The organism is Streptomyces sp. NPDC005070 (assembly GCF_053600395.1).
The window spans coordinates 1-24,393 of sequence record NZ_JBSFZS010000096.1 but is presented as its reverse complement, the minus strand read 5'-3'; the positions used below and the strand labels follow the sequence as shown (position 1 = coordinate 24,393).

The following is a 24,393-nucleotide window of genomic DNA, read 5'->3' as shown; positions in this document are numbered from 1 at the left end:
CTATCCGCCCACGGAGGCGTGTTCGTCCGGCGGTTCCCCGGGGGCCCCGTCCTGTGCGCGCGCCGGGTCCTCGGTGAGCAGTCGCTCCAGCGCGGCACGGTCCGGGAGTCCCTCCGGTCGTACGACCTCGCCGTCGCGGACGTACAGGAACGTGGCCGTGACGGACTCCAGGGGCACTCCCTGCCGCTCGGCCCAGCCCAGGCGGTACAGCGCGAGCTGGAGCGGGTCGGCCGTGCGACCGTGGCCGGTCTTCCAGTCGACGATCTCGTACGTCGTCTCCTCGCCCTCGCCGTTCCTGTAGACGGCGTCGATCCTGCCGCGGACGACCCGGCCGGCGATCGCGAGCTGGAAGGGCACCTCGACGCGGTACGGGGTGCGGTGCGCGTAGGCACTGCGTTCGAAGGCGTTCTTCAGGGCTTCCAGGTCGTGCTCGTCGGCGATCTCCGCCTCGCTGCCGGGCAGGTCATCGGGGTCGAGCATCGGAAGCCGCAGTTCCTCGAAGCGGGACTCCATCCAGGCGTGGAAGCGCGTGCCCCGGCGCGCGGCGGGCTGCGGGGGGCGCGGCATGGGGCGGGCGAGCTCCTGTGCGAAGCCGTCCGGGTCGGCGGCCAGACGCACGAGCTGCGAGGCGGTGAGCGAGGCAGGCAGGGGCACGTGGGTGACGGTCGCGCGGGCGCGCAGGAGCTCTCCGGTGAGCGCGTCCAGGTCGCGGTCCCAGGACGCGAGGGCGCGGGCCTCCTCGGGCGTGAGACGTTCGCTCCCGCTCTCCCTGGGGTGCGGGCGGGCGGCGGGTCCCTGGGCCTGGTGCGGCACCGTGGGCCGTTCGCTCCCGCGGCCGGGCGCGCGGTCTCCCGGCCGTTCCGCCGTCCAGGAGTCCCCGTCCGAGTCGTCGCCCTCGGACGGGGCGCTCTCAGCGGAACGGCCGTGCGGGAAGCGGTCCTCGGGCAGGCCGTCTCGGGGGAAGTCGCCTTCGGCGAAGCCGTCTTCGGGGAGGCCGTCCTCGCCGTACCCGTCGTATGCGTCGTACTCGTCGTAGGGCGGGATGTCGTCCTCGGGCGGGGGCGGCCATTCCGGGTCGTCGTACGAGCCGGGGTCGTGGACGGCGGCCGGGTACGGGTGTGCGTCGGCGCCCGGGTGGGTCTCGTCGTGGGACGCGACCCGCTCCAGGTGGGCGAGCACGGTCTCCGCCGCCGCGCGGCGGCGGGCGAGGGCCGCGTCGTCGAGCGGCAGCGGCCAGGCGTGGTCGGCGGCCGCCTCGCGCAGGGCCGGGTTCTCCTCGCCCTCGGCCGGTTCGGCCGCCCAGACCTCGATCTCGCCGTGTCCGGCGACGCAGTGGTCGTGGAGGGCGTTCAGGAAGTCCGAGGGGCCGCGCGTCCGCTTCTGGGAGGGCCCCCACCAGTGGCCCGAGCCGAGCAGGAGCGAACGGGGTCGGGTGAACGTGACGTAGCCGAGGCGCAGTTCCTCGGTGTGCTGGTGGGCCTTCATGGCCTCGTGGAAGGCCTTGATGCCCTTGGCGTCCCAGGTGTCGACGTCGGGCAGCGTGTCGGCGTCGCCGCGCAGCCGGTGGGGCAGGACCTTGCCCTGGGCGGTCCACTTCTCACGGCCCTGGCCGCTGGGGAAGGTGCCGTCGACGAGGCCGGGGACGGCCACCACGTCCCACTCAAGCCCCTTGGACTTGTGCGCGGTGAGCACCTTGACGGTGTTCTCGCCGCCGGGCAGCGCGTTGTCCAGGCCCTTCTCGTACTGCGCGGCGGTACGCAGGAAGCCGAGGAAGGCCAGCAGGCTCGCCTCGCCGTCGCCGGACGCGAAGGACGCGGCGATGTCCAGGAAGTTGGACAGGGTCTCGCGACGGCGGGCTGCCAGGGCGTGCGGGGACGCGGAGAGCTCGACCTCCAGACCGGTGACGGTGAGGACGCGGTGCAGGACGTCCATGAGGGGGTCGGCCAGCGAGCGGCGCAGGTCGCGCAGTTCTGCGGCGAGCCGTGCGAAGCGCACACGGGCGTCCGGCGAGAAGGGCAGCCCGTCGTCGTCCCCCGCGGCCTCGATCGGCGTCTCCAGGAACGTGTCGAGGGCGTCGGCGAGCGATATCACCTCGGCCGGGTCGACCCCCTCGACCGCCGCGGCGAGCCTGCGGTCCGGATCGTTGTCGGCCCCCACGCGCGTGTGCGACACGAGCAGACGGGCCCGGCGCCCGAGGAGGGCGAGGTCGCGCGGGCCGATCCGCCAGCGCGGACCGGTGAGCAGCCGGACGAGGGAGGCGTTCGCCCCCGGGTCCTGGAGGACTTCGCAGACGGCCACGAGGTCGGCCACCTCGGGAAGGTGCAGAAGACCGGAGAGGCCCACCACCTCGACGGGGATGTCACGGGCGACGAGCGCGCCCTGGATCTCGGCGAAGTCGGTGGCGGTGCGGCACAGGACGGCGATCTCGGCGGGTGCCTTCCCGGTGCGCACGAGATGGGCGATCGAGTCGGCGAGCCAGCCGATCTCCTCGGCGTGGGTGGGCAGCAGCGCGCAGCGCACGAGGCCGTCCCGCTCGGCTCCCGGGGCGGGCCGCAGGGCCTCCACGCCCGCGTGCATGGCGCGCAGCGGCTCGGCGAGGCCATTGGCGAGGTCGAGGAGGCGGCCGCCGCTGCGGCGGTTCTCGCTGAGCGACTGGCGGGTGGCGGGGCGGCCGTCGGGGCGGGCGAAGTGCTCGGGGAAGTCGTCGAGGTTGGCGACGGAGGCGCCGCGCCAGCCGTAGATCGCCTGGCAGGGGTCGCCGACCGCGGTCACGGGGTGTCCGGTGCCGCCGCCGAACAGGCCGGCGAGCAGGACGCGCTGGGCCACCGACGTGTCCTGGTACTCGTCCAGCAGGACGACGCGGAACTCGTCCCGCAGGATCTCCCCGACCTCGGGGCGGGTGCGGGCCAGGGTGGCCGAGAGGGCGATCTGATCACCGAAGTCGAGGAGGTCGCGCTCTCGTTTCGCCGCTCGGTAGCGGCCCACCAGCTCGGCGAGTTCGCGCCGGGCCGCGGCGGTCTCGGGGACCTTGCGCAGATCCGCGTTCGTGAGTCGCGCGCTCTCCAGGGTGCGCAGCAGTTCGGCGTCGTGCGCGCGCAGGTCGTCGGCCGCCACGAGGTGTTCGGCGAGCTCGGAGTCGAGGGTCAGCAGGTCGCCGACCAGGTCCGGGAAGGAACGGGTCAGCGCCGGGTACGGGCCCGGCGCCTCGCGCAGCACGCGCGCGGCGAGCTGGTAGCGGGTGGCGTCGGCCAGGAGCCGGGAGGTCGGTTCGAGCCCGATGCGCAGGCCGTGGTCGGTCAGCAGCCGGCCCGCGAAGGCGTGGTACGTGGAGATGACCGGCTCGCCCGGCGGGTTGTCGGGGTCGATGACGTCGGGGTCGGTGACTCCGGCCCTGACGAGCGCCTTGCGGACCCGCTCGGCGAGTTCGCCCGCCGCCTTGTTGGTGAACGTCAGGCCGAGGACCTGCTCGGGGGCCACCTGCCCGGTGCCGACCAGCCACACCACACGGGCCGCCATCACCGTGGTCTTGCCCGAACCGGCTCCGGCCACGATCACCTGGGGGGCCGGTTCAGCGGTGATGCAGGCCGTCTGTTCCGGGGTGAACGGAATGCCGAGGAGCTCCTTGAGCTGTTCGGGGTCGGTGATACGGGCGGGCATGTCGCAGAGGCTAGCGGCGTCCACTGACAGCGGTGGCCACATCGCCGCCAGGGGCGAAAGAATCGCAGGTCAGCGCATGTGGTGCTCTACGTCACTCACTGACGCCGCGTCCCCGGTGCGGCTCGGAACGGCGGCGGGCCCGGTACCGGCCCGGGCACCGCTCACTCGACGACCTGACGGCCCTCCGCCCGGGCGCTGCAGGATGCCCGGAACGAGCAGTGGGTGCAGTGCTGTCCCGTCGTGGGCGAGAACCGTTCGTCGAGGACCTTGCCGGCGGCGTTCGCCAGCAGGTCGCCGACCCACTCGCCCTCCAGCGGCTCCTGCGCCTGCACCTTGGGGAGGGTCTCGCCGCCGTTCTTCTTGGCGGCGCCCTGGCGGAGCTGGACGAGTTCGGCACCGCCCGCTTCGGGGCGTACACCGTCGAAGACGTCGTCGACCGCGCCCTCGCCGACGGCGAGCTGGTAGACGGCGAGCTGCGGGTGGTGGGTCACCTCCGCGGCGGTCGGCGCCTGCTTGCCGGTCTTGAAGTCGACCACGTAGGCGCGGCCCTCGGTGTCGGCCTCGACACGGTCCATGGAGCCGCGGATGCGTACTTCGTAGGAGCCCGCTTCGAGCGTCACGTCGAAGTCGTGCTCGCTGGCCACCGGTGTACGGCCCGTGCGGTCCATGACATGCCACTTCAGGAAGCGTTCGAGCGCCACGCGCGCGTGCTCCTTCTCCTGCGCGGACTTCCAGGGCGCGTCGAAGGCGAGCGCGTTCCACACGGAGTCGAGGCGCTCCATGAGCACGTCGAGGTCCGCGGGGGTGCGTCCGGACGCGACCTCGTCGGCGAGGACGTGCACCACGTTGCCGAAGCCCTGGGCGGCCGTCGCGGGCGCGTCGGCCTTCACCTCCCGCCCGAGGAACCACTGCAGGGCACAGGTGTTGGCGAGCTGGTCGAGCGCGCTGCCGGAGAGCACGACGGGCTGGTCGCGGTCGCGCAGCGGCACCTTGCTCTCCGTCGGCTCGTACATGCCCCACCAGCGGTAGGGGTGCGCGGAGGGCACCAGCGGGCGGCCGTCCTCGTCGGCGAGCGCGGCGAGCCGGGCGAGGCGGCGGGCGGCGGCCTGCCTGAGGTTCTCCGAGACACGCGGGTCGACGGTGGTGGCGCGCAGCTCGGCGACCAGCGGGGCGACGGCCAGCGGGCGGCGCGGGCGGCCGGTCACGTCCTTGGGTTCGACGCCGAGTTCGGTCAGGAAGCGGGAGGGCTGGTCGCCGTCGTCGGCCGGTGCCTTCACCGCCGTCACGACGAGCCGTTCCCGCGCGCGTGTGGCGGCAACGTAGAACAGCCGGCGTTCCTCGGAGAGGAGTGCCCCGGGGGTGAGGGGTTCGGCGAGTCCGTCCCGCCCGATGCGGTCGGCCTCCAGCAGGGAGCCGCGGCGGCGCAGATCCGGCCACAGGCCTTCCTGGACGCCCGCGACGACGACGAGGCGCCACTCCAGGCCTTTGGAGCGGTGCGCGGTCATCAGGCGTACGGCATCGGTGCGGACGGCCCTGCGGGTGAGCGTGTCGGCCGCGATGTCCTCGGCGTCGATCTGCTCCAGGAAGTTCAGGGCGCCACGGCCGCCGGTGCGCTCCTCCGCGCGTTCGGCGGTCGCGAACAGCGCGCACACGGCGTCGAGGTCCCGGTCGGCGTTGCGTCCGGCCGCGCCGCCGCGCCGGGCGGCCCGCTCCAGACGCTGCGGCCAGGGTGTGCCGTCCCACAGGTCCCAGAGGGCCTCCTCGGCCGTTCCGCCGCCCGCGAGACGCTCACGCGCCCTGCGCAGCAGAGCGCCGAGGCGCTGGGCCCCTCGGGCGTACGCGGGATCGTGCGCGACGAGCCGCTCGGGCTCGGCCAGCGCGCGGGCGAGCAGGACGTCGGACGGCGGCGGTACGAGGTTTCCGCCGGCCCGCTCCTCCTCGCGCAGGGCACGCCCCAGGCGCCGCAGGTCGGCGGCGTCCATGCTCGCGAGAGGCGAGGCGAGGAGCGTGAGCGCGGTCTCGGTGTCGAGCCAGGACGCGACGCGGACACCGGCCGCGTCCTCCCCCGGCTCGGCGACGCCGGCGGACACCCCGTCCACACCGGGCACCCCCTCCGCGTCCGGCGCCACACCCTCACCGGGCGACGCATCCGCACCGGACACCCCGTCCGTACCGGACACCCCGTCCGCACCGGGCGACCTGTCCGTACTCGTCTCCGACTCCGCGCGGGCCACCGCCCGCAGTGCCGTCAGCAGGGGCGCGACCGCGGGTTCGTGCCGCAGGGGCAGATCGTCGCCGTCGATGTCGAGAGGCACGCCCGCGGAGGTGAGCGCCCGCCGGATCGTGGGGATCGTGCGGGAACCGGCGCGCACGAGGACGGCCATCTCTCCCCAGGGGACGCCGTCCTCCAGGTGGGCGCGGCGCAGGATGTCCGCGATGTTGTCGAGTTCCGTGCCGGCCGTCGGGTACGTGTAGACCTCGACCTGCCCTCCGTCCCGCGCCGCGGACAGCTCGCGGTGAGCACGCACCTTCTGCGCGGGCAGCCGGGTCAGCGGCATGCGCTGGGTGAGCCGGCGGGTGGCGGCCAGCAGGTCGGCGCCCGAGCGGCGGGAGGTTCCGAGGACCTCGACGGGAGCCGGGCGGCCGTCCACGCGCGGAAAGGCCTCGGGGAAGTCGAGGATGCCGTTCACGTCGGCGCCGCGGAAGGCGTAGATCGACTGGTCGGGGTCGCCGAAGGCGACGAGGGTGCGCCCGCCGCCCGCGAGGCCGCGCAGCAGCCGCACCTGCGCGGGGTCGGTGTCCTGGTACTCGTCCACGTAGACGGCGTCGTACTGCGCCGCGAGCCGCTCGGCGACCTCGGGGCGGCGGACGAGCAGCACCGCGCGGTGGACCAGTTCCGCGTAGTCGAGGACTCCCTGCATGTCGAGGACGTCGAGGTACTCGGCGAGGAAGGCGGCCGCGGCGCCCCAGTCCGGGCGGCCGATGCGCCGCGCGAAGGCTTCCAGGGCGTCGGGGCCGAGACCGAGTTCCCGGCTGCGGGCGAGGACCGCGCGGACCTCGTCCGCGAAGCCGCGCGTGGTCAGGCAGGCGCGCAGCTCGTCCGGCCAGCGCACATGGGCGAGACCCAGCCGCTCCAGGTCGGGCTGGCCCGCCAGCAGCTCGCGCACGGCCACGTCCTGTTCGGGGCCGGACAGCAGCCGCAGGGGCTCCACGAACAGGTCGCTGTCCTGATGGGCCCGGATCAGGGCGTAGCAGAAGGAGTGGAACGTGGTGGCCCGGGGCGCGCGGGCGGCTCCTATGCGCAGCGCCATACGGTCGCGGAGCTCGACAGCCGCCTTGCGGCTGAACGTGAGCACCAGGATCCGTTCCGGGTCGCCGCCGCGTTCGATCCGGGCGGCCACGGATTCGACGAGCGTGGTCGTCTTGCCCGTACCGGGACCGGCGAGGACGAGCAGCGGTCCGCTCCCGTGGTCAACCACCGCGCGCTGTCCCGCGTCAAGACGAGGGGGATCCACCCGGGCCGGGGAGGTGCGCACCAGCCGGTACGCACCGCGGGCCCCCTGGCGCACGAAGGGGTGCGTCAGGCGCCTGGTGGAGGAAGTGGAGCTCACGTGGTTCGCCGGTCCTGGTGGTCGTACGGGTGGGCGGACTGCCGCGTGGAGGGCGGTGACCGCGGGGTGATGAGAGGGACACGTGCCGACGACGCTACGCCGGTGCCGTTCACGGAAGGGGGGCTTCCGATTCTTCCCTCACGCCCCACGCGTCCCGTGCGTCCCGTGCTGCGTCCCGTGCCCTACGAACGTACGGCATGTCACGGATGTGCCTCGTTTCCCTCGTACGGGCCTCAGTGTCCCCTTCGGCCCCGTGCATGCCCGAAGCTGTCAGGTGTGACCTTCCGCGCGTTCGCCGCCGTCCCACCGGGCCCGTCTCATGTCGACGCGTGGCAGATGCCCCGCGGAGGCCCGGCTCGCCTCCTTCAGGGGCGTTCCCTCGGCGCGGTAGTGGGCCAGCGCGTCCAGTTCGTGGCCGGGCAGCAGCACGCCGTCGGCGCGCATCACGCGCCACCAGGGAACCGCTCCGCCGTACAGGGCCAGCACCCGGCCCACCTGGCGCGGGCCGCCCTCTTCCAACCATTCGGCGATGTCGCCGTACGTCATGACGCGGCCGGGCGGGATCAGCTCGGCGACGTCGAGGACCCGCTCCGCGTACTCCGGCAGCGCGTCCGCCGGAAGGCTCTCCTCGCTCATCCGCCCCATCCTGCCCCACCCCACCGACAACGTGACCCGGCGGCGACCGTGCATATTCCTTCCCGCCGAGTGACGCTTGTAGCAGATTGCGCGCCCCGCATTTGCACCCTGATGCCCCCGTGTGTCGGTCGGGCATGCCACCATCGTGCGGGCGGTGACTGGTGATACGAGATCAAGAAGAGACCATGAGGCAGCAGGGCGTGCACCCCGAAGACGCGGAGGGCACCTCCGCTGCCTCGTCACGCCCTGAGAGCGACGGCGTCGACGCGAAGGCCACGGAGCCGACTCCTGAGGCCGGAGCGGCCTCGCCCGAGAACACCGGAGACGAGCAGCGGCAGGCCGAGCGCGGCACCGACTGCGGCGACGAGGTCCACGCCGACGAGGTCGAGGGCGACGAACCGCTGCTTCCCGCGCGCGTTCACCGCCCCTCGGACCTGATGCGGCTCCTGGTCGGCGTTCTCGCGATCGTGGTGCTGCTCGCCATCGCCGCGTTCGCGCACGGCACCACCTCCGGCCTCGAACAGGACATCAACAAGGGCACCGGACAGGCACCCGACCTGCTGATCAAGATCGCGGGGCTGGCGTCCAGCATCGCGATCCTGCTCGTGCCGGTCGCCTTCGCCATCGAGCGGCTGATCAAACGGGACGGGCTGCGCATCGCCGACGGCGTCCTCGCCGCGGTCCTCGCCCACGGAGTGACACTCGCCACGGACCTATGGGTCGCCAAGGGCGCCCCGCACTCCATCCAGGAGGCGCTCACCCAGCCCTCTCCGGGTGACATCCACGCCCTCACCGACCCGGTGCACGGCTATCTCGCACCGGTCATCGCCTACATGACGGCCGTCGGCATGTCCCGCAGACCCCGCTGGCGCGGGGTGCTCTGGGTCGTACTGCTCCTCGACGCCTTCTCCATGCTGGTCACCGGCTACACGACCCCGTTCTCGATCATCCTCACGGTGCTGATCGGCTGGACCGTCGCCTACGGAACGCTGTACGCGGTCGGTTCCCCGAACGTACGGCCGACCGGACGGACACTGATGGCGGGCCTTCGGCACGTCGGCTTCCACCCGGTCAGCGCGGCCCGCGAGGAGATGCCGGAGACCACGGAGAGCGGCGACCGCGGCCGGCGCTACTTCGTCACCCTGGAGGACGGCCCGCCACTCGACGTCACGGTCGTCGACCGCGAACAGCAGGCCCAGGGCTTCTTCTACCGCGTCTGGCGCCGGCTGACCCTGCGCGGCATCACCACGCGCCGCAGCCTCCAGTCACTGCGCCAGGCCCTGGAGCAGGAAGCCCTCCTCGCCTACGCGGCCATCGCGGCCGGCGCCAACGCGCCCAAGCTGATCGCGACCTCCGAGCTGGGCCCCGACGCCGTGATGCTCGTCTACGAGCACACCGGCGCGCACACCCTGGACTCCCTGCCCGACGAACTGATCACCGACGAGCTGCTGCGCGACACCTGGCACCAGGTGCAGGCGCTGCAGTCCCGGCGCATCGCGCACCGCCGGCTCGCCGGCGACGCGATTCTGGTGGATCGTTCCGGCACCGTGATCCTCACGGATCTGCGCGGCGGCGAGATCGCGGCCGGCGACCTGGTGCTGCGCATGGACATCGCCCAGCTCGTGACCACCCTCGCCCTGCGCGTGGGCGCCGAGCGCGCGGTGGCGTCGGCGGTGGGCGTGCTCGGCCCGGACGCCGTCGCGGACTGCCTGCCCATGCTCCAGCCGATCGCGCTGACGCGCTCCACGCGCGCGACACTGCGCAGACTCGGCCGCGAGCGCGCGCAGCGCGAACGCGATGCGGTCCTGGAGGCCTCGCGGCAGGCCAAACTCGCCCGCGCCGCGGAAGCGGCCGAGGAAGGCGGGGAAGCGGCCCCGCCCGTGTCGGAGAAGGCCGGGAAGAAGGCCGTACGCGCCGAGCAGCGCGCCGAGAAACGGGCGATCGACGAAGCCCTGGACGAGGCGCGCGAGGAGGATCTGCTCACCCAGATCCGCCATCAGGTCCTGCTGATCAGGCCCCAGGCGCCCGTGGAGCCGGCCCGGCTGGAGCGGGTCAAGCCCCGCACGCTGATGAGCGTCATCGCCGGGGCGATCGGCGCGTACTTCCTGCTCACGCAGCTCACCCACATCGAGTTCGGGACCCTGTTCGACAACGCCGAATGGGGCTGGGTCGCGGCGGCCGCGCTGTTCTCCGCCCTCAGCTACTTCGCGGCGGCGATGAGCCTCCTCGGCTTCGTGCCGGAGCGGGTGCCGTTCCTGCGGACCGCGGCGGCCCAGGTCGCCGGCTCGTTCGTGAAGATCGTGGCGCCCGCCGCGGTCGGCGGCGTCGCCCTCAACACACGCTTCCTCCAGCGTGCCGGGGTACGGCCGGGGCTCGCGGTGGCGAGTGTCGGCGCGTCGCAGCTCTTCGGGCTCGGCTGCCACATCCTGATGCTGCTGTCCTTCGGCTATCTGACCGGTACGGAGAAGACGCCGTCCCTGTCGCCGTCCCGCACGGTCATCGCGGGCCTGCTGACGGTCGCGGTGTTCATCCTCGTGGTGACATCGGTTCCGCTGCTGCGCAAGTTCGTCTCCACGCGCGTGAGGTCGCTGTTCGCGGGTGTCGTACCGCGCATGCTGGACGTGCTGCAGCGGCCGCAGAAGCTCATCACCGGCATCGGCGGGATGCTGCTGCTGACGGCCTGCTTCGTGATGTGCCTGGACGCGTCGATCCGCGCCTTCGGCCACGAGGAGACGACCACGCTCAGCCTCGCCAGTGTCGCCGTCGTCTTCCTCGCCGGGAACGCGCTGGGCTCGGCGGCCCCGACCCCGGGCGGTGTCGGCGCGGTCGAGGCGACCCTCACCGTCGGCCTGATCGCCGTCGGCCTCCCCAAGGAGGTCGCGGCGCCCGCGGTGCTGCTGTACCGGCTGCTGACCCTGTGGCTCCCGGTGCTGCCCGGCTGGCTGTTCTTCAACCACCTGACCCGCAAGGGCGCGCTCTAGCGCCCGGCCACCCGGCCGCCCGACCGAGCGCCTCATCGCCCGACCGGCCCGACCGCGGGCTCTCGGCCGTGCCCTCACCCGCACGGCTCGTGCCCCGAGCGCCCCGCCCCGCCCGCCCGCAGGATGGGGAGCATGCCGAACCCGTCCCCACCGCGCTCCGTCGTCGCGGCCGTCACCGTCGTTCTGCTGACCTCGTGGGTGTCCGGCTGCGGCGACGACTCCAAGGACGAGGATCTGACGGCGCAGAAGCTGGACTGGAAGGCGTGCCCGGCACCGTCCGAGGCCCAGGGCGGCGGCACCGCCCCCTCGCCCCTGCCGGGTGGCGCGGAGTGGCAGTGCGCCACTTTGAAGGTGCCCCTCGACTGGTCCGACCCCAAGGGCGACACGATCGGGATCGCGCTGATCCGGGCGAAGGCGAGCGGTGACCCCGCCAAGCGCATCGGCTCGCTCGTCTTCAACTTCGGCGGCCCCGGCGGCTCGGGCGTCGCCACTCTGCCCGCCTTCGGAGAGGACTACGCCGCCCTGCGCACCCGCTACGACCTGGTGAGCTTCGACCCGCGCGGCGTCGGCCGCAGCGCCGGCGTGAAGTGCGAGAACGACCAGCAGCTCGACAAGTTCTTCCAGCAGGACGCCACTCCGGAGGACACCGCCGAGCAGCAGGCGCTCCTGCGGAACACGAAGTCGTTCAACGCGGCGTGCGAGAAGAACTCCGGGAAGGTCCTCCCCCACGTGCGCACGACGGACGCCGCCCGCGACATGGATCTGATGCGCCAGGCGCTCGGCGACGACAAGCTGCACTACTTCGGCATCTCGTACGGCACCGAGCTGGGCGGCGTCTACGCCCACCTGTTCCCCAAGAACGTGGGCCGAGCCGTCTTCGACGGGGTCGTCGACCCGACCCAGAACGTGGAACAGAGCTCCCTCGGCCAGGCCAAGGGCTTCCAGCTCGCGCTGGACAACTTCGCGAAGGACTGCACCTCGAAGGTCGAGGACTGCCCCATCGGCGACACCCCGCAGGACGTCAAGGACCGTATCGCCCGGCTGCTGAAGGACCTCGACACCAAGCCGATTCCCGGTGTCTTCCCGCGCCGGCTCACCCAGACCGCCGCGACCAGCGGCATCGCGCAGTCGCTGTACTCCAAGGACTTCTGGGAGTACCTGACGGAGGGGCTTCAGCAGGCCTACGACGGCGACGGCAAGGTGTTGATGCTGCTGTCGGACTCGATGAACGGGCGCAGCGAGAACGGCCAGTACAGCAACATCACCCCGGCGAACATCTCCATCAACTGCGCCGACGACAAGCCGCGTTACACCGCGGACTACGTGAACTCGAAGGTTCCGGAGTTCCGGGCCGCCTCGCCGCTGTTCGGCGACTATCTCGCCTGGGGCATGGTCAGTTGCACCGACTGGGCCGTGCCGGGAGCCGCCGAGCACCCGGACGTCAGTGCCCCCGGCGCGGCGCCGATCCTCGTGGTCGGCAACACCGGCGACCCCGCGACGCCGTACGAGGGCGCTCGGGCGATGGTGAACGCGCTCGGCAAGGGCGTCGGGGTGGAGCTGACGTACAAGGGCCAGGGACACGGGGCGTACGACAGCAAGAACAAGTGCGTGCAGGGCGCGGTGAACGGCTATCTGCTGCAGGGCACCGTGCCGCGGGCCGGCACCGTCTGTTCCTAGAAAACAGCAGGTCAGAGCGTTATCCACAGGCCTCGACGGCGAACGGTGGCCGCCGCCTACTATGGCCTGCATGTGATCCGCGAAATCGTGCGGACCACAGGCGAGGGGGACTCTCATGACGCGTTTCGCACGGTGGACGGCCGCGGCCGCCGCCATGTTGCTGCTGGCCGGCTGTGGCGGGGGCTCGTCGGCCGAAGGCAAGGAGGAGGGGAAGAACGGCGACAAGGCGCCGACCACCGCACCGCCCTCCGGTGGGTCGCCGGGGCTGGCCTCCTCGCTCGTCTCTCAGAAGCTTGGCTGGGGCCGCTGCAAAGGCACTTCGGACTCCCCCGCGCCCGGGAGCGGCTGGCAGTGCGCCACGCTCAAGGCGCCGTTGGACTACGCGAAGCCGGGCGGCGAGACGATCGGTCTGGCGCTCATCCGCTCCAAGGCGACCGGCGGTCAGAGCAAGCGCATCGGCTCGCTCCTGTTCAACTTCGGCGGCCCCGGCGGCTCGGGCGTCTCCACGATGCCGTGGTACGAGACCGTCGTGGGCCCGCTGCACGAGCGCTACGACCTGGTGAGCTGGGACCCGCGCGGGGTGGCCGCCAGCGAAGGGGTGCGGTGCCGCGGGGACAAGGCGATCCAGGCCGCCGAGTCGGTGGACGCGACACCGGACGACGCGGCTGAGGAAGCGGCCTATCTCAAGGACGCCCAGGACTTCGGGAAGGGCTGCGCGAAGGCCGCGGGAAGGCTGCTGTCCCATGTCTCGACGACGGACACGGCCCGCGACATGGACCTGATGCGCCAGGTCCTGGGCGACCGTCGGATGCACTACTTCGGCATCTCGTACGGAACCGAACTGGGCGGTGTGTACGCCCACTTGTTCCCGAAGAACGTGGGACGCCTGGTGCTGGACGCGGTCGTCGACCCGAGCGCCGACACCGTGGGCCACGCCAAGAACCAGACGCTGGGCTTCCAGCGCGCCCTGGACGACTACCTCAAGTCCACCGGGCAGGACCCGAAGCAGGGCTCCCGGAAGATCGCGGACCTGCTGAAGCGGATCGACGCGAACCCCCTGCCCGCTTCCGGCGGGCGCGAGCTCGGCCAGACGTCGGCTCTCACGGGCATCGTGCTGCCGCTCTACAGCGAGGCGGGCTGGCCGCGTCTGACGAAGGCTCTGAAGGACGCCGAGGACGGGGACGGTTCGGCCCTGCTGGCACTCGCCGACGAGTACAACGACCGCGACGCCTCGGGGCACTACGGCACGACGACCCATTCCCAGCGAGTCATATCGTGCTTGGACGACAAGGAGCGGCCGACTCCCGAGGAGACGAAGAAGCGGCTGCCCGAGTTCGAGAAGATCTCGCCCGTCTTCGGGGACTTCATGGGCTGGGACACGGCGGGCTGGTGTCACGACTGGCCGGTGGCCGGTCAGTACGACAGTCCCGAGGTCAGTGCGCCGGGAGCCGCACCCGTGCTGATCGTCGGCAACACCGGGGACCCCGCGACACCGTACGAGGGCGCGCGCAGGATGGCGGACGAACTCGGCAAGGGCGTGGGCGTGGAGCTCACCTGGAAGGGCGAGGGCCATGGCGCCTACGGGAGCGGGAGCGACTGTGTCGACTCGACCGTGAACAGCTATCTGCTGGACGCGACGGTGCCGAAGGACGGCAAGGTCTGTTCATGACGACGGCGGGGGTTTCACGGACACCCGGTCCGCGAAACCCCCGCCGCCGAAAGAGCGGGCCGGTCGGCCGGTCAGTACACCGGCTTCTCGGGCTCGATCTGGTGGACCCAGCCGATCACGCCGCCACCGACGTGCACCGCGTCGGAGAAACCGGCGGACTTCAGGACGGCGAGGACCTCCGCACTGCGGACACCCGTCTTGCAGTGCAGGACGATCTTCTTGTCCTGCGGCAGGGTCTCCAGCGCGGTGCCCATGAGGAACTCGTTCTTCGGGATCAGCTTGGCGCCGGGGATCGAGACGATCTCGTACTCGTTGATCTCGCGGACGTCGATGATCTCGATGTTCTCGCCGTCGTCGATCCACTCCTTGAGCTGCTTGGGAGTGATCGTCGAGCCGGCGGCCGCCTCCTGGGCCTCCTCGGACACGACGCCGCAGAAGGCCTCGTAGTCGATGAGCTCGGTGACGGTGGGGTTCTCGCCGCAGACCGCGCAGTTCGGGTCCTTGCGGACCTTGACCTGGCGGTACTGCATCTCCAGGGCGTCGTAGATCATCAGGCGGCCGAGGAGCGGCTCACCGATGCCGGCGAGGAGCTTGATCGCTTCGTTGACCTGGATGGAGCCGATGGACGCGCACAGCACGCCGAGGACGCCGCCCTCGGCGCAGGAGGGGACCATGCCCGGCGGCGGGGGCTCCGGGTAGAGGCAGCGGTAGCAGGGGCCGTGCTCGGACCAGAAGACGGAGGCCTGGCCGTCGAAGCGGTAGATCGAGCCCCACACGTACGGCTTGTTGAGCAGCACGCAGGCGTCGTTGACGAGGTACCGGGTCGCGAAGTTGTCGGTGCCGTCGACGATGAGGTCGTACTGGCTGAAGATGTCCATCACGTTCTCGGCCTCGAGCCGCTCTTCGTGAAGGACCACGTTCACGTAGGGGTTGATGCCCAGTACGGAATCGCGCGCGGAGGCGGCCTTGGAACGGCCGATGTCCGCCTGGCTGTGGATGATCTGGCGCTGCAGGTTCGACTCGTCGACCTCGTCGAACTCCACGATGCCGAGCGTGCCGACGCCCGCCGCGGCCAGGTACATCAGCGCCGGCGATCCGAGGCCGCCGGCGCCCACACAGAGCACCTTGGCGTTCTTCAGCCGCTTCTGCCCGTCCATGCCCACATCGGGGATGATCAGGTGGCGGGAGTACCTGCGGACCTCGTCTACGGTGAGCTCAGAGGCTGGCTCGACCAGGGGTGGCAGCGACACGGGGACTCCGTTGGTCGGTCTATCACTACGGTTGTTCTCCCCGTAACACTGCCACGCCCTTCTTCATTCCGAGACACCCGTTCCGATCCGCGAGACGATCTCGTCCCAGTAGCCGGGCATCGCCTCCCAGGGGTCGGCCGTTCCGCCGTGATCCGAGCGGTCGGTGAAGTAGATCGTCGAGGCACCCTGCCAGCGGGCGATGCGCAGTGCCTCCTCCAGATGGCCGCGCGGCACGCCGTGCACGAAGTGGCAGAAGCGCTCGGGGGGATAGTCGGCGGTCCACTCGGCGACCTGCGACCAGCGGTAGTCGGTCCAGGGGCCCGAGAAGGTGACGAGTTGGTCGGCGCTCTCGGCATAACCCGGGTGCGGGTGGGTGCCGTGGCCGAACACGATGTGGGCGCCGTCCCTCAGGTGGCGCAGCTCGTCGGCCGTCCGGCGGGTGTCGGGCAGCGCGGCGCGTTCCGTGGGGCAGCGGTCGAGGATGAATCCGTCGGCCTGGTACCAGTCGAGATGGCGGCGCGCGTCGGCGACCAGTTCGCCGAAGGGGCGTACTCCATGGGCGGCGTCGAGGAGTCCCAATACCCGGACCCCCGCGTTGCGCAGCCGTCCCGTGGCCTCCAGACAGCGCGGGTCGGGCCGCTCGCCGGGGCCGTCGTCAACGTCCAGGACGACCCAGTGCAAGGGGGTGCCGGGGCGGGTGAGTTCGTCCCATTCCAGGGGAGCGACGAGGGGGTGCGCATAGCCGGGGACGCCGAAGCCGAGTCCGAGGCCGGTGCTCGCGCTGCCGGTCGCGGTCCTGGTCAGATACGACATGCCGCCTCCATCCAGATGTCGGCCAGGGACTCCTCGAGGTTGATCCGGGGCCGCCAGCCGAGCCGGTCGCGCGCGGTGCGCACGTCGGCCTGCTGCCAGCTCCCGCAGCCGTCCGGGTAGGGGTACGACACCGGGGCCACGTGGTCGGGTTCGGGGCGGGGGTGGCCGATGGGCGGCCTCATGGGCGGGCCGGACGGGCCGTCGAGTTCGTGCAGGCTGCCGCTGTATCCGGCGACGCGCGCGAGGACGGCGGCCGCGTCGCGGAGACGCACGGCGCGGCCCGAGCCGATGTTGATCACGCCCTGTGCGGCGGACAGGGAGGCGGCGTGGACGGCGCGGGCGACATCGCGGACGTCGATGAAGTCGCGCTGGACACCGAGGCCGCCGAGCTTGAGTTCGCCGTCGCTGGCCTGCATGGCCCGGCGCAGGGCTTCGGCGAGCCGGCCGAGCGGGGATCCGGCGGGCGTGCCGGGTCCTGCGGGGGAGAAGACGCGGAGCACCACGGCGTCCAGACCGGAGCCCAGGACGAGTTCCGTCGCGGCGAGTTTGCTCACTCCGTACGGCCCGCCCGGGCGCGGCACGGCGTCCTCCGCGGTGGAGGAGCCGGGCTGGCTGGGCCCGTACTCGGCTCCGCAGCCGATCTGGACCAGCCGGGCCCCGCAGCCGCTGCGGCGCAGGGCCTCGCAGACGGTGGCGACGGCGACGGTGTTGTGCCGGGTCAGTTCGCGGGCGCCGCCGCGGGTGGCACCCGCGCAGTTGACGACGACTCCGGGATGCACCGCGTCCAGGAAGCGGGTGAGTGCGCCGGGGCTGCCCGAGGCGAGGTCGAACCGTACGTCGGCGTCGTCGCCCCGGCCGAGCGCGGTGAGCTGTACGGCCGGGTCGGCGAGCAGTCTGTCGGCCACGAATCGGCCGAGGTAGCCATTGGCTCCGATCAGCAGGACCCTCATCGGGCAGCTCCCGGGGCGGATTCTCCGGTTCGGGAGGTGATCATCTGGCTGTCTCCTTCAAGGTGATGCCGTAGGTCGGGGAGAGGGCCCGCGGTGTCGGCCCCGCGGGAGTAGGGGGCCCGGATCCGGGAAGCCGCGAGGCTGCCCGGGTCCGGGGAGGGCTCACGGCGGCGGGGAGGGCTGGGCGTGGGCCGAGGCGCGGGTGAGCGTGCGGGTCGCCTGGACGAGGAGGACGAGGGCGCCCGCCCCGCAGGCCAGGGCCGGCACGGTCCCGGCGCCCGCCGCGTCGACCAGGCCGTCGACGGGGGCGGCCAGGAACGAGCAGCCGGGCAGCCGCGCCGCGAAGACCGTGGCGAGGGCGGTGGCCTCCACCGCGCCCGCGCCGGCGAGCGCGCGGCCCGGGACGTGGGAGAAGCCGCGCGCCGTGAGCAGCCGCGCGAGGAGGAGCAGGGCGCCGAGCGCACCGGCCCCGGCGACAGCGGGGGGCTCGTCCAGTGCCGTCCCGCAGAGGGCGAGCAGCCCGCACAGCGCGGACATGAACAGGGCGAGCGTCCCGAGGAGCAGGGGGCGTACGGAGGCGGCGAACTCCTCCAGGCCGCGGCTCGCGCTCAGCCGGCGGCGGGCGCGGGCGGCGAAGAGGTGGGCGCACCAGGCCGCCGGGGCGCAGGCCAGGCAGAGGGCCAGCACGGGTGCGGTGGCCAGGGGCCAGGGTCCGTGCGGACCGCCGTCCCGGGCGGCGCTCAGCAGTCCATCGCCGACGAGGGCGTACGCGACGAGCCAGCAGGTCCACGCGCGTGCGGCGCCCGTCGTGCGGTGCGGGGTGCTCAGGGGGCCGCGCCGGAAGGCGAGGTGCGGGCCCGAGGCGATGACCAGGGCGCCGAACGCGGCGACGGCCAGCCGCGGTTGCCCCTCGGTGAGCCGCAGCCCGACGACGACGGCCGCGCCGAGGGCGCCCGGCACCAGGGCGAGCGCCGCCCAGTAGGAGCAGGGGCCGGAGGGGCCAGGTGTGTCGGTGCGGGGGGTCGCCTCCCCGTCGCGGGCCGCGCGGGCGTACATCTCCTCGGCGAGCGAGAAGACGTCCCGGTGCCGCAGACGTGCGGCGGTCCGGTCGGTGACCCCGTGCGCCTCCAGACCCGCCGCGATCTCCAGCGGGTCCACCGCGCGCTCGCACAGCTCGCGGTGCCGGTGCATGAGCGCCTTCACGGGGTCCACCGCGCCGCGGCGCCCGGCGGGTCCGTGCGTGCCGTGCAGGCCGTCACGGGCGGAACCGCCGTCGCGGAGGGGGGCGGCGGTGCCGCGTCCCGTGCTGTCGATGGTCACGCGCCCTCCCCGACGGAAACGGGTAGCGGAGGGGGCACGGTGGCTCGGACCGGTGCCCCCTCCGCCCAGCGCGGCCGGCGTTCGGTCGTGAAGCGGGTCTCGGTCCAGCAGCCGGGCACGTGGGCCTCGGCGGGGACGCTGAAGGGCAGCGGCTCACCCTCGGCGTCCACGACGACCCGGCGCACCGGGGAGTGCGAGACGATCTCCAGGTAAATGCCGTGAAATGCCGTGATGTTCTGCTCGACGGTGAAGAGTTCGAGGGCACGCGCGCGGGCGGCCGCGCCGAGCCGCTCACGGCGCTCGGGGTCGCGCAGCAGTGCCACGCACGCCTCCGCGAGCGCCCGCGGATTGCGCGGCGGAACCACCAGACCCGTGCCGCCGATGACCTCGACGACCGCGCCCACGTCCGTGGAGACGGTGGCCCGGCCGCAGAGCATGGCCTCGACGAGGCTCACCGGGAAGCCCTCGACGACGCTGGACAGGACGACCACGGCGCCGCAGGCGTAGGCCTCCGCGAGGCTCGGGATCTCGGGGCCGCCGATCTCCTCGAAGGAGACGGGGTTGTCGCCGACGGTGTGCACGCCCTCCGCCTCGTCGGGGAAGAGCTGCGCGGCCAGCGCCTTGCAGTGGGTCAGATAGGTGGCGGCGTCCGGGTCCTCCGCGGGGGCGCCGACGATCCGCAGCCGGGTTCCCGGCTCGGCCTTGCGGATCTCGGCGAAGGAGTGCAGCAGGGAGATCAGGTCCTTGGCCGGTTCGATGCGGCCGACCCACACCAGCGTGCCGGGGTCCGCGGACCGGCTGCCCCGCACTCCCTCCCCGACGTCCGCGAAGCGCGCGGCCTCCATGCCGGGGTGGACGGTGCGCAGTTTGGCGCGGTCGGCACCGCAGCGCTCCTGCCAGCGGCGGGCATGCGCGTTGCCGGGCGTGATGAGCGCGGCCGCGCGGTAGACCTCGGTGGCCAGCCGGCCGTGGAACGCGGCGAGCAGCGCCCGGACCACGGGGCCCTCTTCGAGGGTCGCGGCGGCCAGGTAGTGCGCCCGCAGGTGCACGCCGTACTCGGTGACCAGCAGCGGGACGCCGAGGAAGTGCCGGGCGAGGAGGCCGGGCAGTGCCGCCGCCCCGCCGGCCCCGGCGTGGCAGAGGTCCGCCGAGCCGAGCGCGTCGTCCTCGTACCAGTCCAGCGAGAGGGGGCGCAGCGTGCGCTCGATGTGCGCGGCGACGCCGAGCAGGTCGGGGACGCGCGCGGTGCGGGCCGTCCGGAGTGCGCCGGGTGCGCGACAGGCGTGTTCGAGGACGCGCACCGCGCTCTCGGAGCGCAGGGCGCCGGCCAGTCCTCCCTCGTCCCGGGCGAGTTCGGCCAGCCCGTACAGGGCGCTGGCGAAACGGTCCGCCTCGGCGTCGGCGTGATCCGCCGGGTCCTCGGGGGCTTCGGGGCTAGCGGCTCGGGGTCCCCCGCAGACCGCCGCCACCAGCTCGCCGTACGTCTCGACGAACCGGCGCCGGACCCGGCGCCCGTACACCACGCCGTCGTCGTGCGCCGTCCACAGCGGTGCCGTGCGGACGCGGCCGACCTGGGGCGGCAGCCGGACCCAGCCCTGGTCCTCCTGGCGCTCGGTGCGGCTGAGCGCGTAGAGGTCGAACTCGTGCTGCCCGAGCCCGCGCACGAGCCGGTCGCACCAGAGTCCGGCGTCACCGCTCACATACGGATAGCCACCCTCCGTAACCAGTCCGATGCGCACGAGCACACCCCCGATCTCCCGTATGAGGAGCCGTCGTTGACCCGGCGGCTCGCAGCGGGACGAAGGTATGCGGACAAGGCGGTGGTGCGACGGACGGTTGTCCATCGCACCACCAAAAGGGGTGAACGGTCGTAACTTTCCCGCGCAGACCGCGTTTCGTGGCGCTACGGGTTCACGCGGGCACGTTCCCGCGGGCCCCGGGCGTGCGGATCACGCCGGGGACAGTTCCTCGCGCTCCGCGCAGCGCCGTGCCGCGATCTCCGGGTCGAGCGCCGGTACGGCGGCCAGCAGTTGCCGCGTGTACGGGTCGCGGGGACTCTCGTAGACCTCGTCGGCGGGACCGTGCTCGACGATCCGGCCGCGCCGCATCACCGCCACATGGTCGCTGACCTGGCGTACGACCGCGAGGTCGTGCGCCACGAACACCAGCGCGAGCCCGAGCTCCCGCTGCAGCTCACCGAGCAGGGCGACCACCTGGGCCTGTGTGGTGACATCGAGCGCGGAGACCGGTTCGTCGCACACGATGACCCGCGGTTCCGCGGCCAGTGCCCGTGCGATGCCCACACGTTGACGCTGTCCGCCGCTGAACTCGTGCGGGTAGCGGTCGTAGTGCGACCCGTCGAGCCCCACACGCTCCAGCAGTTCCCGTACACGCCCTCGGACGCGCCCCTCGTCCCGGTCTCCACGCGCCCGCAGCGGGTCGGCGATGGACTCGCCCACGCTGCGCCGGGGGTTGAGGGACGACACCGGGTCCTGGAAGACCATCTGCACCGAGGGGCGGACGCCCGACTGTTCGCGCCCCTCGTGACGGACCACGCCGGCGGTGGGCTCCAGGAGCCCGACCAGCATCCTTCCCAGGGTCGTCTTGCCGCTGCCGCTCTCACCGACGATGCCGAGGGTCTCGCCCCGGCGTACGCTCAGCGACACGTCGTCGACGGCCGCGAAGCGCCGCTTCCCGCGCCCGAACTCCCGCCGGAGCCCGACCGCTTCGAGGACGACGTCGTCCGGCCCGGTGACGACGTCCGACCCGATGACGACGTCCGACCCGATGACGACGTCCGACCCGATGACGACGTCCGGCCCACCGATGCCCTTCGGCCGGACGACGTCGGCGGCCCGAGGTGTGTCCACGCGCGGGACGGCGCCGAGGAGTTCGCGGGTGTACGGCTCCCGGGGCGCGCCGAGGACGTCACGCACCGGCCCGTGCTCGACCGCGCGTCCGTGCCGCATGACCAGGATCTCGTCGACACTCTCGGCCGCCACCCCGACGTCGTGCGTGACGAGCAGCAGTCCTGTCCCGGTCTCGTGGCGCAGGGTGTGCAGGAGGTCGAGGATCTGCGCCTGGACGGTCACGTCGAGCGCCGTGGTGGGCTCGTCGGCGATCAGGAGCTCGGGTTCGCAGGCCAGCGCCATGGCGATGAGGGCGCGCTGGCGCATACCGCCGCTGAACTCGTGCGGACGCGAGCGGGACCGGCGGGCCGCGTCGGGGATGCCGACGCGGTCCAGCACACGCACCGCACGCGCGCGTGCCGCCCGCCGGGACGCCTTGGCGTGCACCCGGTACACCTCGGCGATCTGGTCGCCGACCGCGTAGTACGGGTCGAGGGAGGACAGCGGGTCCTGGAAGACCATGGCGGCCTTCCCGCCGCGCAGCCCGCGCAGTTCGTCGTCGGACGCCCGCTGGACGTCGACGCCGGCCACGCGGACCGTGCCGTCGACGCGCGCTCCGGTCCCTCGGTGCAGCGCCAGCAGGGCCGACGCCACGGTGGACTTGCCCGAGCCGGACTCGCCGACCAGGCCGAGCGCGGCGCCCTTCTCCAGCCGGAAGGAGATCCCGTCGACGGCGCGCAGACCCCCGAAGTCGACGACGAGGTCGCGCACTTCGACCAGCGGGGCGGCGGAAGCGGCCGGGGAGAGGGCCACGGAGGAGCGGGGAGAGGAGTCCGCCCCCGCCTGATCGACCGTGGACAGGGTCGGGGAAGAGTCGCTCATGCCAGCACCACCCGTCGGTCGGCCACCGCGTAGAGCACGTCCGCGACGGCGTTGGCGATGACCACGAAGAAGCCGATGACCAGGACCATGCCGACGACCACGGGAAGGTCGACGACGTTCACCGCGTGGACCAGTTCCTGGCCGATGCCGGGCAGTCCGAAGAGCGTCTCGGTGAGCACCGCGCCGCCGACCGCCGACCCGAAGGTGTTGGCGTTCAGCGCGATGATCGAGGCGAGCGCTCCCCGGACGGCGTGCCGCCCGATGATCGACCGCTCCCCCACGCCGTACGCGCGGAAGGTCCGGATGTGGTCCTCGGCCAGCGTCTCCAGCATCGAGGCCCTGGTCAGCCGGGCGAACGCGGCGGCTTCGACGAGAGCGAGCGAGAGCCAGGGGAGCACCAGGTTCCACGCCCACTGTTCGGGATCGTCGGAGAAGTTCACGTACTGCGGGAAGGGCAGCAGTTCGAGCTGGCCGCAGACGACGATCATCAGGATCAGACCGATGACGAAGACGGGCGTCGCCGTGCCGGCGAGGGTGAGCCCGGTCAGCACCCGCTCGCTGAGGCGGCCGCGCCGCCAGGCGGAGAGCACGCCGGTGCCGACACCGAGCACGAGCCATACGACCATGGCGCCGAACACCAGCGACAGGCTGACCGGCAGTTTCGTCAGGATCAGCCGGGTGACCTGCTGGTCCGTCTGGTACGACAGCCCGAGGCAGGGCGCCGGGCAGTGCTGGACCGAGGTGCCGGTCGAGTAGTCCTGGCCGGCGAGGAGGCCTTCGAGGAAGTGCCAGTAGCGCACGTACAGCGGGTCGTCGAGGTGCAACTGCTGTGCGACCTGGTGCACTTGGAGGGGCGAGCAGCGCGGGCCGCAGGTGATCTGGGCGACGTTGCCCGGTGTGGCGTAGAAGACGACGTAGACGATCACCGAGATGGCGAGGAGGGTGACCGCGGTGGCGAGGGTCCGGCGCAGGACGAACCCGGTGAAGCCGTTCATGCGGTGGCCTCCTTCGTCCCGTCGGCGGGCTCGCCGGACCGGGGCAGATCCGCGCCGGGCGCGCCGGCCAGGGACAGATCCGCGCCGGGCGCGTCCCGCCGGGGCACGGGCGCGTCGCCGCCGTCCCGCGTGGTCCCGCTCGCGTCGGCCCTGGCCTCTCCCTTGCGGCCTGTGCCGACGCGCAGGCGGGAGGCCGCGCGGGGGTCGAGGGCCGTGCGCACGCCGTCGCCGAGGACGGTCAGGGCGAGGACGGTGACGAAGAGCGCGCCCGCGGGCAGCAGCAGGTACTGCGGCGCTGCCTGGTACCAGACGTCGGCGGAGGTCAGCATCTGTCCCCAGGACGGAGTCGGCGGCTTCACGCCGACTCCGAGGAAGGACAGGGCGGCCTCGACGCCGATGTTCGCCGGCACGAGGAGCGCGGAGTAGGTGATGAGCGGGGCGGCGAGGCCCGGCAGCAGGTCACGGCGGGCGATCCGCCAGGTGCCCCAGCCGCTGAGCCGCGCGGCCGCGACGTAGTCGAGCTGCTTGAGCGTGAGTGTCTGCGCGCGCACGATCTTCGCGAGGGTGCCCCAGGCGATCAGACCGATGACGAGGGCGACCAGGACGGGTCGCGGGAAGCTGCCGGGCACGATCGCCAGCAGCGCCAAGGACATGATCATCAGCGGCAGCGCGACGATGATCTCGGTGATCCGGCTCAGCACTTGATCGACCCATCGGTTCCCGAGGGCCGCCGAGACGCCGACGACGACGGCGATGAGGACCTGGACCACGGTCGCGGCGAGCGCGACGCCGAGGGAGACCCTGGCGCCGTAGACGAGGCGTGCGAACAGGTCGCGGCCGGTCTGGGGTTCGACGCCGAGCCAGTGGTCGGCGCCGATGCCACCGAGCGGGCCGACGGGGACGCCGCCGCGCGCGGAGTCCACCAGCGAGGGGTGGTAGGTGGTGGGGTCCTGGCCCTCGATCGCCGTGAGCAGCGGTGCGGCGAGCGCGATCAGGACGAGCAGCGCGACGACGGCCGCCGCGACGAGGGCGGCGCGCTGCGCACGCAGGCGCCGCCAGAACTGACGGGCCCCCGAGGCCCCCGCGGCGGACGAGTCCGCCGG

General features: G+C 72.8%; 14 protein-coding genes. 3 read left to right on the top strand and 11 right to left on the bottom strand.

The features are described from left to right. From ACWEBX_RS27505 to ACWEBX_RS27495, 3 genes are all read right to left on the bottom strand, one after another. The gene (locus ACWEBX_RS27505; RefSeq protein ID WP_451887485.1) at positions 1-3,657 is read right to left on the bottom strand and encodes a UvrD-helicase domain-containing protein; all 3,657 of its coding nucleotides are present in this window, start codon (positions 3,655-3,657) and stop codon (positions 1-3) included. Positions 3,658-3,818: 161 nt separating this feature from the next. Continuing rightward, positions 3,819-7,268 carry an ATP-dependent helicase gene (locus ACWEBX_RS27500; RefSeq protein WP_451887484.1) on the bottom strand — a complete coding sequence of 1,150 codons (3,450 nt, stop codon included), beginning with the start codon at positions 7,266-7,268 and terminating at the stop codon, positions 3,819-3,821. A 270-nt stretch (positions 7,269-7,538) separates the two neighbouring features. Beyond that, entirely contained in the window at positions 7,539-7,904 is a 366-nt protein-coding gene (locus ACWEBX_RS27495; RefSeq protein WP_162683959.1) for an MGMT family protein, read from the bottom strand. A gap of 185 nt (positions 7,905-8,089) precedes the next feature. On the opposite strand from ACWEBX_RS27495, the gene ACWEBX_RS27490 reads away from it, so the two are divergent. From ACWEBX_RS27490 to ACWEBX_RS27480, 3 genes are all read left to right on the top strand, one after another. Further along, positions 8,090-10,885: a lysylphosphatidylglycerol synthase domain-containing protein gene (locus ACWEBX_RS27490; RefSeq protein ID WP_451887483.1), complete on the top strand. Its 2,796-nt coding sequence runs from the start codon at positions 8,090-8,092 to the stop codon at positions 10,883-10,885. 132 nt (positions 10,886-11,017) lie between these two features. Next, positions 11,018-12,562: an alpha/beta hydrolase gene (locus ACWEBX_RS27485; protein ID WP_451887482.1), complete on the top strand. Its 1,545-nt coding sequence runs from the start codon at positions 11,018-11,020 to the stop codon at positions 12,560-12,562. A gap of 115 nt (positions 12,563-12,677) precedes the next feature. Further along, positions 12,678-14,231 carry an alpha/beta hydrolase gene (locus tag ACWEBX_RS27480; RefSeq protein WP_451887481.1) on the top strand — a complete coding sequence of 518 codons (1,554 nt, stop codon included), beginning with the start codon at positions 12,678-12,680 and terminating at the stop codon, positions 14,229-14,231. A gap of 71 nt (positions 14,232-14,302) precedes the next feature. On the opposite strand, the gene moeZ is transcribed toward ACWEBX_RS27480, so the two are convergent. The 8 genes from moeZ to ACWEBX_RS27440 all read right to left on the bottom strand — a co-directional run. After that, entirely contained in the window at positions 14,303-15,481 is a 1,179-nt protein-coding gene (moeZ, locus tag ACWEBX_RS27475; RefSeq protein ID WP_451887480.1) for an adenylyltransferase/sulfurtransferase MoeZ, read from the bottom strand. A gap of 63 nt (positions 15,482-15,544) precedes the next feature. Beyond that, complete coding sequence (locus ACWEBX_RS27470; protein WP_451887479.1) at positions 15,545-16,294, bottom strand: spherulation-specific family 4 protein; 750 nt, start codon at positions 16,292-16,294, stop codon at positions 15,545-15,547. After that, entirely contained in the window at positions 16,282-17,244 is a 963-nt protein-coding gene (locus tag ACWEBX_RS27465) for an NAD-dependent epimerase/dehydratase family protein (RefSeq protein WP_451887478.1), read from the bottom strand. Before ACWEBX_RS27465 ends, ACWEBX_RS27470 begins: the two co-directional genes overlap by 13 nt. Positions 17,245-17,406: 162 nt before the next feature. Beyond that, a complete protein-coding gene (locus tag ACWEBX_RS27460) occupies positions 17,407-18,564 on the bottom strand; it encodes a hypothetical protein (RefSeq protein WP_451887477.1) in 1,158 nt (385 codons plus the stop codon). After that, positions 18,561-20,303 (bottom strand): DUF3492 domain-containing protein, encoded by a 1,743-nt coding sequence (locus tag ACWEBX_RS27455; protein WP_451887489.1) that lies wholly within the window; start codon positions 20,301-20,303, stop codon positions 18,561-18,563. The genes ACWEBX_RS27460 and ACWEBX_RS27455 overlap by 4 nt, the downstream gene beginning before the upstream one ends. A 210-nt stretch (positions 20,304-20,513) precedes the next feature. Then, a complete protein-coding gene (locus ACWEBX_RS27450) occupies positions 20,514-22,295 on the bottom strand; it encodes a dipeptide ABC transporter ATP-binding protein (RefSeq protein WP_451887476.1) in 1,782 nt (593 codons plus the stop codon). Further along, a complete protein-coding gene (locus ACWEBX_RS27445; protein ID WP_451887475.1) occupies positions 22,292-23,290 on the bottom strand; it encodes an ABC transporter permease in 999 nt (332 codons plus the stop codon). The genes ACWEBX_RS27450 and ACWEBX_RS27445 overlap by 4 nt, the downstream gene beginning before the upstream one ends. Beyond that, on the bottom strand, positions 23,287-24,393 hold a 1,107-nt coding region (locus ACWEBX_RS27440), incomplete at its 5' end, for an ABC transporter permease (RefSeq protein ID WP_451887474.1). The genes ACWEBX_RS27445 and ACWEBX_RS27440, both read right to left, overlap by 4 nt.

What these genes read in the sequence shown, in the direction of transcription:
- ACWEBX_RS27495 (WP_162683959.1), bottom strand. Translation starts at nt 7,904, where the DNA reads ATGAGCGAGGAGAGCCTTCCGGCGGACGCGCTGCCGGAGTACGCGGAG.
- ACWEBX_RS27485 (WP_451887482.1), top strand. Translation starts at nt 11,018, where the DNA reads ATGCCGAACCCGTCCCCACCGCGCTCCGTCGTCGCGGCCGTCACCGTC.
- ACWEBX_RS27445 (WP_451887475.1), bottom strand. Translation starts at nt 23,290, where the DNA reads ATGAACGGCTTCACCGGGTTCGTCCTGCGCCGGACCCTCGCCACCGCG.
- ACWEBX_RS27465 (WP_451887478.1), bottom strand. Translation starts at nt 17,244, where the DNA reads ATGAGGGTCCTGCTGATCGGAGCCAATGGCTACCTCGGCCGATTCGTG.
- ACWEBX_RS27480 (WP_451887481.1), top strand. Translation starts at nt 12,678, where the DNA reads ATGACGCGTTTCGCACGGTGGACGGCCGCGGCCGCCGCCATGTTGCTG.
- ACWEBX_RS27450 (WP_451887476.1), bottom strand. Translation starts at nt 22,295, where the DNA reads ATGAGCGACTCTTCCCCGACCCTGTCCACGGTCGATCAGGCGGGGGCG.
- ACWEBX_RS27505 (WP_451887485.1), bottom strand. Translation starts at nt 3,657, where the DNA reads ATGCCCGCCCGTATCACCGACCCCGAACAGCTCAAGGAGCTCCTCGGC.
- ACWEBX_RS27490 (WP_451887483.1), top strand. Translation starts at nt 8,090, where the DNA reads ATGAGGCAGCAGGGCGTGCACCCCGAAGACGCGGAGGGCACCTCCGCT.
- ACWEBX_RS27470 (WP_451887479.1), bottom strand. Translation starts at nt 16,294, where the DNA reads ATGTCGTATCTGACCAGGACCGCGACCGGCAGCGCGAGCACCGGCCTC.